Here is a 13,079-nt window from a genome sequence, read left to right as displayed (position 1 = left end):
GTAGCCATAAGCGACGGCGGATAAAGGGACGGGTGTGACATCAGCCACAGCGTCCTTTTGGCAAAATCGCGTAACGTAATGTCTGGTGCCTGCCTATTTCTCATCTGCTATAGTGTGGCTCGTTTTTTAACTTATACCCACGGATGTTGTTGTTCCAATCATGAATACTGTAAACACGTCTCGTTTTACTAAACGTACTGTGCTTGGCGCTTTGTTCGCCCTTAGTGCGACCTCCTTTGCCTATGCCGATGACATCAATCTTAAAACGATGATCCCCGGCGTACCGCAAATTGATGCAGAATCCTACATCCTGATTGATTACAACTCCGGGAAAGTGCTGGCGGAAATGAATGCCGATGCACGCCGCGATCCGGCCAGCCTGACCAAAATGATGACCAGCTATGTCATCGGCCAGGCGATAAAGTCAGGAAAAATCACCCCTAACGATATCGTCACCATCAGCAAGGACGCCTGGGCGACCGGCAATCCGGTTTTTCAGGGTTCTTCACTGATGTTTCTCAAGCCGGGCGATCGCGTTCCGGTTTCCCAGTTGAACCGCGGCATTATTCTGCAATCCGGTAACGATGCCTGCGTGGCCATGGCCGACTATGTCGCCGGCAGTCAGGATTCGTTCGTTAACCTGATGAACGGCTACGTAAAAGCACTGGGGCTGCAAAATACCCACTTCGAAACCGTACACGGTCTGGATGCGCCGGGCCAGTTCAGTTCGGCGCGCGACATGGCGCTGATCGGCCAGGCTTTAATCCGCGACGTTCCGGAAGAATACGCCACCTATAAAGAAAAAGAGTTCACCTTTAACAATATCCGCCAGACCAACCGCAACGGTCTGCTGTGGGACAGCAGCCTGAACGTTGACGGCATCAAAACCGGCCATACGTCCGCCGCCGGTTATAACCTGGTGGCCTCCGCGACCGAAGGCCAGATGCGCCTGATTTCAACGGTGATGGGCGGACGGACGTTTAAAGGACGCGAAGCCGAAAGCAAAAAGCTGCTGACCTGGGGCTTCCGCTTCTTTGAAACCGTGGCGCCGCTGAAAACCGGTAAAGAGTTCGCCTCGGAGCCGGTGTGGTTTGGCGACAGCGACCGCGTGGCGCTGGGAGTGGAAAAAGACGTTTACCTGACCATTCCGCGCGGCCGGATGAAAGATCTGAAAGCCAGCTACGTGCTGACCAGCGGCGAACTGCACGCCCCGCTGGGCAAGAATCAGGTGGTGGGCTCCATCAACTTCCAGCTGGACGGCAAAACCATCGACCAGCGCCCGCTGGTGGTGATGAATGAAGTCAAGGAAGGCGGTATTTTCAGCCGCCTGGTCGACTACATCAAACTGATGTTCCACCGCTGGTTCGGCTAATGCCTCTTGTATGGGGATAAATCATCCCCATATAGCCATTTATACCATCCCAAATGATGCTGGAGTGCAGATGAAAACCAAATTAAACGAACTGCTTGAATTCCCCTGCCCGTTTACTTACAAGGTGATGGGACAGGCAAAACCAGAGTTGGTCGATCTGGTCGTTGAAGTGGTGCAACGTCATGCGCCCGGTGATTACACGCCGCAGGTTAAACCCAGCAGCAAAGGCAATTACCACTCCGTTTCCATTACCATTAACGCCACCCATATTGAGCAGGTGGAAGCGTTGTACGAAGAGCTGGGCAATATTGAAATCGTGCGGATGGTGTTATAATCCGCGCCATCCTTCCTTAACCTGAAGATGACACGCTTGCTACAGGATAAGATCATAGTACGTCAATTCAGCGTACAGCCTTACCAGCCAATGTCGCTGGCGATGCATCAATTCACCGATCTGCGCGACGATAACACGTTGGATGAAATCTGGCTGGTGCAGCATCCCCCGGTGTTCACGCAGGGTCAGGCCGGCAAGGCCGAACACGTTTTAACCCCCGGCGATATTCCGGTGATACAGAGCGACAGAGGCGGCCAGGTGACCTACCACGGTCCGGGTCAGCAGGTGATGTACGTGCTGGTGGATTTAAAACGGCGCAAATTGGGCGTGCGCCAGCTCGTCACCGCGATTGAACAGACGGTGGTGAACACGCTGGCCCATTTTGATATCGCGGCCCGCGCCCGCGCCGACGCGCCGGGCGTGTATGTCGGCGAGCGTAAAATCTGCTCGCTGGGACTGCGTATCCGCAGAGGCTGTTCCTTTCATGGGCTGGCGCTGAATATCGCCATGGATCTCTCCCCTTTCCAGCGCATCAATCCCTGCGGTTATGCCGGCATGCAGATGACGCAGGTAAGCGACTGTGCGCCAGGCGTTACGCTGGAGGATACGGCTGCGGTGTTGGTCGAATCATTCCGCCAATTATTGGACTATCGGCACTGCGAAGTGATTAACTGGGATCTGGCCGAGAATGGCGAGCCGTTGCCGTAATCGTCGGCTAAAATGATCACTAATCACATTTTATTTACATAATTTCTCCATTTTGCCGACACAATAGCTGAATCTGCGCCGGCAAAGATGATATAATTTTGAGAGTTTTTTAAAAAAAATTTTAACAAAACAGTTAATTCATTGAATTTCATTAACAAATTCAAAAGCCATACTCTACGTAATTCGAGCGGCGGAAAGGCCGACGCATCTGCGACTTGAAGTACGACGAGCATATTCAGAACTGGAACTTACGCGAACATGAGTAAACCGATTCAGATCGAGCGCGGCGTAAAATACCGCGATGCCGATAAAATGGCGCTAATCCCGGTGCGTACCGTCGTCGCTGAACGGCAGGAAATGCTACGCAAGCCAGAATGGATGAGAATCAAACTGCCCGCTGACTCCAGCCGTATTCAAGGCATCAAGGCCGCGATGCGTAAAAACGGACTGCACTCGGTTTGCGAAGAAGCCTCCTGCCCGAATCTGGCGGAATGTTTTAACCACGGCACCGCCACCTTTATGATCCTGGGCGCGATTTGCACCCGACGCTGCCCGTTTTGCGACGTCGCCCACGGCCGACCGCTGACGCCGGACGCCAATGAACCGGAAAAGCTGGCGCAAACCATCCATGATATGGGCCTGCGCTACGTGGTGATTACCTCGGTCGACCGCGACGACCTGCGCGACGGCGGCGCCCAGCATTTCGCCGATTGCATCAGCGCCATTCGCCGCAAAAATCCGCAAATCCGCATCGAAACCCTGGTGCCGGACTTCCGCGGCCGTATGGATCGGGCATTGGATATCCTGACGGCGACGCCGCCGGATGTTTTCAACCATAACCTGGAAAACGTACCGCGCGTTTATCGTCAGGTCCGCCCCGGCGCCAACTATGAGTGGTCGCTGAAGCTGCTGGAAAACTTCAAAAACGCCCATCCGGATATCCCGACAAAATCCGGACTGATGGTCGGCCTTGGCGAAACCAACGCCGAGATCGTGGAAGTCATGCGCGATCTGCGCCGCCACGGCGTCACCATGCTGACGCTGGGACAATACCTGCAACCCAGCCGCCATCACCTGCCGGTACAGCGCTATGTCAGCCCGGACGAGTTTGACGAGATGAAAGCCGAAGCCATGGCGATGGGCTTTACCCATGCGGCCTGCGGCCCGTTCGTGCGCTCTTCCTACCATGCGGATTTGCAGGCGAAAGGGATAGAGGTGAAATAAGCGCCGCCAGGGGCTTATATTTGGTTACAGATTTAGTGTGGGTAATACCAACGGACGGCCAGCGCCGTCCGTTTTTCATCCGCGGATTACGACTCTTTACGGTGCGTGTCGTTCAACGCCGCGGCGGCGTCGTCAGTAGCTGACGGTTTGGACGATTGATCGTCATTCATCGCTTTCTTGAAGCCTTTAATCGCGGCGCCCAAGTCGCCCCCCAGGCTGCGCAATTTATTGGTTCCGAACAGTAAAACGATCAATGCACCGATGACCAACAGCTTGGCGATACTGATACCTTCCATACTTACCTACCTGATTGCAGATGCCGGATAAACCAGCGAACGGATTACATTACCCCCTATGTAAAACCTTATCGGCGGCAACACAATCGCCATCTGTAACAAAATAAAACTTTCCCTCTGCGTCCGTTGTCCGCGATAAATAACCGGCATGCCGGCTTTCACCGCCGACACCTGTAAAAGAACCACGCGAAGGGGTAGACTCCTGATAAACATCAGATAGAAGGCGCCTATGTTGAGTATGTTATTGGTGGTATTTATTGGCGGCGGCATCGGAAGCGTGGCGCGCTGGCAGTTGGGGATAAGGTTTAACGGCGCCGGTCCGTCAATGCCGCTAGGCACCCTGCTCGCCAACCTGATTGGCGCATTGATCATCGGCGCTGCATTGGCCTACTTTGCACGCCACCCCCACCTCGATCAGCATTGGAAAACCCTGATTACCACCGGACTGTGCGGCGGATTAACCACCTTCTCGACATTTTCGGCGGAAGTGGTGACGTTTCTGCAAAGCGGCCATCTGGCGGCGGCCGGCCTGCACGTGCTGCTGAACCTGGTGGGATCGCTGTTGCTGACGGCGTTGGGCTTCGCCCTGGTCACCTGGGTGGCAACGCCCTAATTGCCATAATAAAAAAAACCCGCCATTAGGCGGGTTTTTCAAGAAATCGGTATAATTAAATAGCGATAACGTTAGCAGCAGACGGACCTTTCGCTCCGCTAGTGATTTCAAACTCTACGCGTTGACCTTCAGCCAGAGTTTTGAATCCATTGCTCTGAATGGCAGAGAAATGTACGAATACATCTTTGCTACCATCTTCAGGAGTAATGAAACCGAATCCTTTGGACTCATTAAACCACTTAACGCTACCTTTAATCTTAGACATCAAACTTACCTTTAACATGAATGAAAGACACAAAATCTGTGTCGCGTACAGTACAGCAATAGATGGCTCGTTTGTCCAGTTGAAGATGGGTAAAAAGTGATAAAAATCGCTAAAAAAATATGCCGAACGAGCACACGGACAAAATTTAACAAGATTAATATCTTGGTTTGGTATGTTACCCCTGATCCACCATTTTTTATGGTATCAACGTGCAAGGAAAACGGCGATGAAGACACTGGGCCTTATTGGGGGCATGAGCTGGGAATCAACGGTTCCCTACTACCGCACCATCAATGAATACGTAAAAAACCGGCTCGGCGGGCTGCATTCTGCCAGGCTCATATTGTACAGCGTCGATTTCCACGACATAGAACGATTCCAGTCGCAGGGCGATTGGCAGCAGGCCGCGCGGACGTTATCGGATATCGCCGTCGATTTAAGAAACGCGGGGGCGGAAGCTATCGTCATCTGCACCAACACCATGCACAAGGTGGCGGATGCCGTTGAGCATGTCAGCCAACTTCCCCTTTTACACATTGCCGATGCCGCCGGTGAAAGCATCCATCGGCAGGGAATAAGAAAAGTGGGCCTATTGGGAACCCGCTACACCATGGAGCAGGATTTTTACCGCAAGAGAATTCGCCGGCGCTACGGCATAGAGGTCATCATCCCCGATCGGAGCGGGAGAGAGACGGTAAACCGCATTATTTTTGACGAGCTGTGTCAGGGGAAAATTGATGCGGGATCGCGTCAGAAATACCGGGAAATCATTAAAGGACTGGAGCGACAGGGCGCGGAAGGAATTATTCTCGGCTGTACCGAGATACCGCTGCTGCTGAGCGCCGACGATGCCGGCGTTCCCCTTTTCGACACCAGCACCTTGCATGCGCTGGCGGCGGCGAGATATGCATTAGGGATGGAATAACAGTCAATTAAACTAAAAAAATCACGTAGTTATCTGCAAAAAATAATAGCCTCTTTTATTTACTCAGGTTTCCTCATTTTTTTGCAAAAAATAAGCAGTAGCCGCTGGACTACTGCTTTTATCGTCAGATCTTCCTGGTATACAATGCAAAATGTAACTTTTAATTATTATCTGCGTAACATTGCTTCGATAAAATCTTTCCAATGACCGACTTCTACTTCTATCATAAGAACCTCTTGATGATTAACGGCGGCGCATTATACGCACACTTTTTAACCAGGTGAAATACTTTTGCAAGTATATAAAGCGAGCAAGTCCCCATTCCTGTTTCTCCGTTGACGGTGGATCTCGGCGTTTTTTTTCGGCATGCTGGTCCATCAACGATGTCAGGCTCATCCCCCCGCGCTGCGCCGTTCAATGATCATCACGTAACTCAATAAGCAGAAAGGACTTTACTCACAATGACGCTGACTATGTACGGCATCAAGAACTGCGATACCATAAAAAAAGCGCGCCGCTGGCTGGAAGAACAACAGATCGATTACCGCTTTCATGACTATCGCGCCGACGGTCTCGACGAACCGCTGCTGCGGCGCTTTATCGACCGGCTGGGCTGGCAGCCATTAATCAACACGCGCGGCACCACCTGGCGTAAACTGAGCGAACAGCAGCGCAACGCCATCAGCGGCGACACCGCCGACGGAGAAGCCGCCGCCATCGCCCTGATGCTGGAACAGCCCGCGGTCATCAAGCGGCCGCTGCTGGCGACAGGCGATGGAAAAGCGCTGCTCGGCTTCAGCGCGGAGAGCTATCAGGAATTTATTGCGGAGAACAAATAACGTGTCTTGCCCGGTTATCGAACTCGCCCAACAGTTGATTAAACGCCCTTCCCTCAGCCCGAATGATGAAGGCTGTCAGGAATTACTGATCGAACGCCTGAAAGCCATTGGCTTCACCATCGAACCGATGAATTTCGACGATACCCAAAACGTCTGGGCATGGCGCGGCGCCGGAAAAACGCTGGCCTTTGCCGGGCATACCGACGTGGTGCCGAGCGGCGATGAAAGCCGCTGGCAACACCCGCCTTTCGAACCCACCATTCGCGACGGCATGCTCTACGGTCGCGGCGCGGCCGATATGAAAGGCTCGCTGGCGGCGATGGTGGTTGCCGCCGAACGCTTCGTCGCCGCCCATCCCGATCATCAGGGCCGGCTGGCCTTCCTGATCACCTCGGATGAGGAAGCCAGCGCCGTTAACGGCACCGTTAAAGTGGTTGAAGCGCTGATGGCGCGCAATGAGCGGCTGGATTATTGCCTGGTGGGCGAACCGTCCAGCACCGCTATCGTCGGCGACGTGGTGAAAAACGGCCGCCGCGGCTCCATTACTGCCGACCTGCGCGTACAGGGCGTTCAGGGTCACGTCGCCTACCCGCATCTTGCCGACAACCCGGTACACCGGGCTCTGCCGGCGCTCAATGAGCTGGCGGCGACGGAATGGGATCGGGGAAATGACTTTTTCCCGCCGACCAGCCTGCAAATCGCCAATATTCAGGCCGGCACCGGCAGTAACAACGTTATTCCCGGCGAACTGTTCGTACAGTTCAATTTCCGTTTCAGCACCGAGTTGACGGATGAAGTGATTAAACAGCGGGTGGCGGAACTACTGGACCGCCATCAGCTAAACTACAGCATTGACTGGCGGCTCTCCGGACAGCCGTTCCTGACCGCACGGGGCGAACTGGTCGATGCCGTGGTGAACGCCGTCGAACATTACAACGAAATCACCCCGGCGCTGCTGACCAACGGCGGCACCTCAGACGGACGCTTTATCGCCCGCATGGGCGCCCAGGTGGTGGAGCTCGGGCCGGTCAACGCCACCATTCATAAAGTGGACGAGTGCGTCAGCGCGGCTGACCTACAGCTGTTAAGCCGCATGTACCAGCGAGTTATGGAGCAATTGATCGCATGATTACTCATGCCATGCTAACCGGAAAAAACGACAGTCATCTGGTCACGCTCAGCGGCCATCATCGTCTTCAGCCTGAAGCGGTCATCGCGTTTCAGGCTTTGCAGCGCGCGGCGGAAAAAGACGGATTCAATCTTCAACCCGCCAGCACCTTCCGCGACTTTAACCGCCAGCGTTTGATCTGGAACGGCAAATTCAGTGGAGAACGCCCGGTGATGGACAAACAGGGCCGGCCGCTGGATATCTTATCGCTGGATGAGGGCGATCGCTGCAAGGCGATTTTAAGGTGGTCGGCCATGCCGGGCGCCAGCCGCCATCACTGGGGCAGCGATCTGGATATCTATGATCCGGACCGGCTGCCGGCGGGACAAAAGCTACAGTTGGAACCCTGGGAATACCAGCAGGGCGGTTACTTTGCCGACCTGAACGACTGGCTAAGCGAGCATATGCACGAATTCGGGTTTTATCGCCCTTATGAGCACGATCTCGGCGGCGTCGCAGCGGAACCCTGGCATATCAGCTATTATCCATTGGCACAGTATGTGGAAAAGCAGCTTACGTCCGGTATTATTCTATCGGCATGGCAAGGTGAGGAGATCGCCGGTTACCACTGGCTATGCGAACATCTGCCGCAGTTGTTTACCCGTTTTATACACAACGTTGATGGAGCCTAATCATGGCATGGCTGGCTGACTACTGGTGGATAATCCTGATTGTCCTGTTCGGAATGTTGTTAAACGGCATTAAAGAACTGCGTAATGTCGACCACAAACGCTTTCTGCTCCACAAGCCGAAACTTCCCCCGCATCGGGATAACAACGATAAATGGGATGAGGAAGACGACTGGCCGCAGAAAAAACCGTGAAAACGGCTCCGTGCCCGGCTTGGACGGCGCGCGTCCATTCAGGCTTTAGGCACAAAGCTTTCCGCCCGTTTCTGAAGAAAATCGTAGAATTCTTTGGCGCAAACGGAAAGCTGCCGCTCTTTATCGGTGATCAGATAAATCCCCCGCTGCAACGACAAATCTCTGAAAGGCACGATGGCGATGTCTTTGTGCTGAAACTGAAACAGCGTCAAACCGGTCACGATGCTGACGCCGTAATTCGCCGCCACCAGCCCCATCATCGTGGTTAGCTGACGCACTTCCAGCACGTAGTTAAACCCATGCGGCTCCATCAGTTGATCGGTATATTGCCGAATGCTGGTGCCCTGACAAAAGCCGACAAACGCATGTTGCGCCACTTCCGCCACTTCCACGGCCGCCTGCCCGGCCAACGGATGATCCCGATGGCAAATCAGATAGAAATTATCCGCAAACAACATCTTGGAACTGAAGGTTCCCGGCGACGGCTGTCCTGCGCTTAGCGCGAAATCGGCTCGCCCGTCCAATACCGCTTTTAAACAGCGATCCCACTGGGTATCGAGCAATTCCACCTTGATGTCGGGATAGGCGTGATGGTACTGCGCCAGCACCTGCGGCAGCCACTCCACCGCCATTGACGGCAACACCGCCAGCACAATTTTCCCTTTATAACCCGTAGCATAGGATTTAATTTCCCCCACGGCGTCGTCATGGGTCTGAATCAGCCGGCGAGCGATATCGATAAAATGAATGCCGCCGGCGTTCAATTGCACCTTACGCGTATCACGATCGAATAGCCGATAGCCGACCTCTTCCTCCAGGCTGGCAATTAACGCGCTAAACGCCGGCTGGGAAAGATTTATTTTCTGCGCGGCGCGCGTGAAATTATCGGTTTCCGTCAACGCGATAAATGCCCGTAGTTGTTTTATGGACAAATTCATAAGCAGCCTTGAATGCAAAATTAAAAAAAGAGTGTTATGTAAAAAAAGGGCAAACTCAACGTAAAACAACACCATTTTTTTATTTTTATGATCCGCTCCGCAATTATTTATCTTCTCTTTTCCCTTCTATTTTACCAACGCACAATTCAATCCCGATCCGCATCACAAACCAAAGCGACACTGCCGCACCAGAAAAACAAAAATAACATTTAAAAACATAATATTAAAAATAAATAATCAAACCTATGGCAGTTATTCAATCGGCAAATAAAATAAATTAATCGTCTTTATGAATAACACCATTCCGATTATCAGTTAGTACTGCATTCGACGGCGTGATAAAAATGACGCAGACAAAAAAAACAAAACACTTCGCGTTATGTACCTGGCGTATGCAATAACATTTGATTGAGATTTTTATTTCACAACAAATAAAACATATACGCAACATATAATAAATAGAGAGAGGAGTTCTTTATGCTAGCCCTAATCGGGGTGCTGACTATTGCCACCCTGTTATTTTTCATCATGACGAAGCGAATGTCTCCTCTGGTGGCATTAATTGTTATTCCGGTCATCGGCGCGCTGGCGGCGGGAAGCGGTACCGATACCGCCAAATACGTGGTCGACGGAATAACCAAACTGGCGCCGATGGCGGCGATGTTCGTCTTCGCCATCGCCTTTTTCGGCGTGGTTACCGACGCCGGCATGTTTGATCCCATCATCCGGGGAATTTTACGCCTTGTCGGCACCAGTCCGGTCAAAATTATTATCGGCACCGGCGTCCTGGCGCTTATCGCCCACCTGGACGGCAACGGCGCGGTGACATTCCTGATCACCATACCGGCCATGCTGCCGCTGTTTAACAAACTCGGTATGGATAAACGGATTCTGGTGGGCATTACCGCGCTCAGCGCCGGCGTCAACTTCCTGCCGTGGACCGGGCCGATGATCCGTGCCGCCGCGGCGTTAAACACCACCACCCACGATCTCTTTATTCCCCTGATCCCGGCGCAGCTCTGCGGTCTGACCTTTATGGTGCTGATGGGCTATTACTGGGGCAAAAAAGAGGAAAAACGGCTGGGGCTGGCGTCCGGCAACCCGCTGGCCGGCGGCGCGCATCATCTCGGCGACGTACAGCATATGAAAGAACTCACCGATGCCGAAAAAGCGCTGCGTCGTCCGCATATGTTCTGGGTCAATATTGCGCTGGTGGTTGCCGTCATCGGCACCATGGTGTTTACCAAAATCTCCCCGACCGTAGCCTTTATGATCGCCCTGACGCTGGCGCTGATGTTCAACTATCCGAACGTCGAAATGCAGAAAGAGCGCATCAACGCCCACGCCAAGGCGGCGCTGATGATGGCCAGCATACTGTTCGCCGCCGGGGCGTTTACCGGCATCATGAGCGGCACCGGCATGCTGAAGGCCATGTCGTTGTCCGCCGTCAGCGTGGTGCCCGAGTCGTTCGCCAGCCACATCCCGTTTATCGTCGGCCTGATCTCCATGCCGCTCAGCCTGGTGTTCGATCCCGACTCTTACTACTTCGGCATTATGCCGGTTATCGCCCATACCGTGGACATGCTGGGCGTACCGCCGATTCAGGTCGCTCAGGCCTCCGTTCTCGGACAAATGACCACCGGCTTCCCGGTCAGCCCGCTGACGCCGGCGACGTTTCTGCTGGTCAGCCTGGCGGGCGTGGATCTCGCCGACCACCAGAAATTCTCGATCCCGGTACTGTGGGCCGCCAGCGTCATTATGACGTTCGCCTGCGTCATCTTCGGGGTCTTTCCGCTTTAGAAACCTCGCCGCCGCAGGACGAAAAAAGCGGCGGTCACCAACTCGCTTGATTACTAAAAGGTATTTCCATGAAGACAATTCGTATTGGCTCCGGGGCCGGCTACGCCGGCGATCGTATCGAACCGGCGGTAGAGCTGGCGCAAAAAGGCGATATTCACTATCTGGTTTTTGAATGTCTGGCGGAGCGCACTATCGCCATCGGCCAAAAACAGAAACAGCAGGATCCCGAGAAAGGCTATAACGAGCTGCTGGCGGAAAGAATGCACGCCGTATTGCCCATCTGCCTGGAGAAAGGCATTAAAATCATCACCAACATGGGGTCGGCCAACCCGGTTGCGGCGGGACAGCGCGTGCTGGAGATCGCCAAAGCGCTGGGGGCGAAACGCCTGAAAATCGCCGTCGTCACCGGCGACGACGCGCATGCGACGCTGATTACCCACGATGCCCGTCTGGACGAAATCGGCAAGCCCATCTCCTCCTGCGGCAAGGATATTATTTCCGCCAACGCATACCTGGGGGCGGACGCGCTGGTTGAAGCGCTGCGTCAGGGGGCGGATATCATCATCGCCGGACGCGTTTCCGACCCCTCCCTGTTTCTCTCCGCCATGATGTATGAATTCAACTGGGCGGCGGACGACTGGGAACGATTGGGCAAAGGCACCTGCATCGGCCACCTGCTGGAGTGCGCAGGCCAGATCACCGGCGGCTATTACGCCGATCCCGGCTTCAAGGACGTTCCGCACCTGGCGCGCCTCGGTTTTCCTCTCGCCGAAGTCACTGAGGACGGCAACGCTGTGATCACCAAGGTCGACGGATCCGGCGGACGCGTCAGCGTCGATACCTGTAAAGAACAGCTGCTGTATGAAATCCACCGCCCGGACCGCTACATCACCCCCGACGTAATCGCCGACTTCAGCCGCGTGACCTTCACCCAGGAAGGCGAAGACCGCGTACGCGTCGCCGGGGCGTCCGGAAGCGCAAAAACCGACACCCTGAAAGTCTCCGTCGGTTATCAGGACGGTTTTATCGGCGAAGGCGAAATCTCCTACGCCGGCCCCGGCGCGGTTGCCCGCGCACGCCTGGCGCTGGAGATCGTTAAACAACGTTTCGCCCTGTGTCAGCTAACCCCGCAGGAAGTCCGCTACGACCTGATCGGCGTCGATTCCCTGCACGGCCCGCAGCGCTCGCAGCAGAGCCAGCCCTATGAAGTGCGCGTGCGCGTCGCGGCGCGTTGCAGCGCCAGATCGCAGGCGGTCAAGATCGGTAATGAAGTGGAAACGCTCTACACCAACGGTCCCGCCGGCGGCGGCGGCGTCAACAAAGCCGTCAAAGAAATTCTGGCGATGGATTCCACCCTGCTGCCCCGCGACAGCGTCACGCCCGCCGTCGCCTATCTGGAGATTAAATAATGAAACTTCGTGAGATTGCTCATTCCCGCACCGGGGATAAAGGAAATACCTCCAATATTTCCCTGATTGCCTATCGTGCGGAAGATTATTCCTTGCTGAAAGAAACCATCACCGCGGAAAAAGTCAAAGCCTGGTTTGCCGATATCGTCACCGGCGAGGTGGTGCGCTATGAATTACCGGCTATCGGCGCGCTGAATTTTGTGATGTACGGCGCGTTGGGCGGCGGCGTTACCCGTTCGCTGGCGCTGGATATGCACGGTAAAGGATTAAGCTCGGCAATATTGGATATGGATATTTAATCGTCACGCCTACCAGCTTCCCGGCGGGCAATAAATTACCCGCCGTGGCCGTCCGCGGCCATTTTC

At 54.2% G+C, this 13,079-nt stretch carries 17 protein-coding genes; 13 read left to right on the top strand and 4 right to left on the bottom strand.

Annotated features, from left to right (window positions below):
- Positions 1–160 precede the first annotated feature (160 nt).
- The 4 genes from dacA to lipA all read left to right on the top strand — a co-directional run bounded on the left by dacA (position 161) and on the right by lipA (position 3,638).
- Complete coding sequence (gene dacA / locus DDT56_RS04805; RefSeq protein WP_136165357.1) at positions 161–1,372, top strand: D-alanyl-D-alanine carboxypeptidase DacA; 1,212 nt, start codon at positions 161–163, stop codon at positions 1,370–1,372.
- Between the two features lie 70 nt (positions 1,373–1,442).
- Entirely contained in the window at positions 1,443–1,706 is a 264-nt protein-coding gene (gene ybeD, locus DDT56_RS04800; RefSeq protein ID WP_136165356.1) for a DUF493 family protein YbeD, read from the top strand.
- Positions 1,707–1,733: 27 nt separating this feature from the next.
- A complete protein-coding gene (gene lipB, locus DDT56_RS04795; RefSeq protein WP_136165355.1) occupies positions 1,734–2,414 on the top strand; it encodes a lipoyl(octanoyl) transferase LipB in 681 nt (226 codons plus the stop codon).
- Positions 2,415–2,672: 258 nt separating this feature from the next.
- Entirely contained in the window at positions 2,673–3,638 is a 966-nt protein-coding gene (gene lipA, locus DDT56_RS04790) for a lipoyl synthase (protein WP_009113825.1), read from the top strand.
- Positions 3,639–3,724: 86 nt separating this feature from the next.
- On the opposite strand, the gene tatE is transcribed toward lipA, so the two are convergent.
- Positions 3,725–3,934, bottom strand: coding sequence for a twin-arginine translocase subunit TatE (tatE, locus tag DDT56_RS04785; RefSeq protein ID WP_136165354.1), 210 nt, complete (start codon positions 3,932–3,934; stop codon positions 3,725–3,727).
- A 229-nt stretch (positions 3,935–4,163) separates the two neighbouring features.
- Here tatE and crcB point away from each other — a divergent pair, with 229 nt between their 5' ends.
- Entirely contained in the window at positions 4,164–4,547 is a 384-nt protein-coding gene (gene crcB / locus DDT56_RS04780) for a fluoride efflux transporter CrcB (RefSeq protein WP_136165353.1), read from the top strand.
- A gap of 55 nt (positions 4,548–4,602) precedes the next feature.
- On the opposite strand, the gene cspE is transcribed toward crcB, so the two are convergent.
- Positions 4,603–4,812, bottom strand: coding sequence for a transcription antiterminator/RNA stability regulator CspE (gene cspE / locus DDT56_RS04775; protein WP_009113827.1), 210 nt, complete (start codon positions 4,810–4,812; stop codon positions 4,603–4,605).
- A 226-nt stretch (positions 4,813–5,038) separates the two neighbouring features.
- On the opposite strand from cspE, the gene DDT56_RS04770 reads away from it, so the two are divergent.
- Positions 5,039–5,737: an aspartate/glutamate racemase family protein gene (locus tag DDT56_RS04770; RefSeq protein ID WP_136165352.1), complete on the top strand. Its 699-nt coding sequence runs from the start codon at positions 5,039–5,041 to the stop codon at positions 5,735–5,737.
- 167 nt (positions 5,738–5,904) lie between these two features.
- Here the strand turns inward: DDT56_RS04770 and ypfM are convergent, their stop codons facing one another.
- Positions 5,905–5,964, bottom strand: a complete 60-nt coding sequence (ypfM, locus tag DDT56_RS25155; protein WP_137739240.1) for a protein YpfM — start codon at positions 5,962–5,964, stop codon at positions 5,905–5,907.
- A gap of 234 nt (positions 5,965–6,198) precedes the next feature.
- On the opposite strand from ypfM, the gene DDT56_RS04765 reads away from it, so the two are divergent.
- The 4 genes from DDT56_RS04765 to DDT56_RS04750 are packed head-to-tail and all read left to right on the top strand — an operon-like array spanning position 6,199 to position 8,567.
- A complete protein-coding gene (locus tag DDT56_RS04765; protein ID WP_136165351.1) occupies positions 6,199–6,576 on the top strand; it encodes an ArsC family reductase in 378 nt (125 codons plus the stop codon).
- A gap of 1 nt (position 6,577) precedes the next feature.
- Positions 6,578–7,705: a succinyl-diaminopimelate desuccinylase gene (gene dapE, locus DDT56_RS04760; RefSeq protein WP_136165350.1), complete on the top strand. Its 1,128-nt coding sequence runs from the start codon at positions 6,578–6,580 to the stop codon at positions 7,703–7,705.
- A complete protein-coding gene (locus DDT56_RS04755) occupies positions 7,702–8,376 on the top strand; it encodes a M15 family metallopeptidase (protein WP_136165349.1) in 675 nt (224 codons plus the stop codon). The genes dapE and DDT56_RS04755 overlap by 4 nt, the downstream gene beginning before the upstream one ends.
- A 2-nt stretch (positions 8,377–8,378) precedes the next feature.
- Positions 8,379–8,567 carry a YpfN family protein gene (locus DDT56_RS04750; RefSeq protein WP_136165348.1) on the top strand — a complete coding sequence of 63 codons (189 nt, stop codon included), beginning with the start codon at positions 8,379–8,381 and terminating at the stop codon, positions 8,565–8,567.
- A gap of 38 nt (positions 8,568–8,605) precedes the next feature.
- Here DDT56_RS04750 and DDT56_RS04745 read toward each other — a convergent pair whose 3' ends face one another.
- A complete protein-coding gene (locus DDT56_RS04745; protein WP_136165347.1) occupies positions 8,606–9,505 on the bottom strand; it encodes a LysR family transcriptional regulator in 900 nt (299 codons plus the stop codon).
- 477 nt (positions 9,506–9,982) lie between these two features.
- On the opposite strand from DDT56_RS04745, the gene DDT56_RS04740 reads away from it, so the two are divergent.
- From DDT56_RS04740 to DDT56_RS04730, 3 genes are all read left to right on the top strand, one after another.
- Positions 9,983–11,305, top strand: a complete 1,323-nt coding sequence (locus tag DDT56_RS04740) for a CitMHS family transporter (RefSeq protein ID WP_136165346.1) — start codon at positions 9,983–9,985, stop codon at positions 11,303–11,305.
- 68 nt (positions 11,306–11,373) lie between these two features.
- Positions 11,374–12,714 carry an acyclic terpene utilization AtuA family protein gene (locus DDT56_RS04735; RefSeq protein WP_136165345.1) on the top strand — a complete coding sequence of 447 codons (1,341 nt, stop codon included), beginning with the start codon at positions 11,374–11,376 and terminating at the stop codon, positions 12,712–12,714.
- Entirely contained in the window at positions 12,714–13,013 is a 300-nt protein-coding gene (locus DDT56_RS04730) for an AtuA-related protein (protein WP_136165344.1), read from the top strand. Before DDT56_RS04735 ends, DDT56_RS04730 begins: the two co-directional genes overlap by 1 nt.
- Positions 13,014–13,079 lie beyond the last annotated feature (66 nt).

It is taken from the genome of Brenneria corticis (assembly GCF_003115855.1).
In the GTDB taxonomy this organism is placed as follows: Bacteria; Pseudomonadota; Gammaproteobacteria; order Enterobacterales; family Enterobacteriaceae; genus Brenneria; species Brenneria corticis.
This window is presented reverse-complemented; position numbering and strand designations above follow the sequence as displayed.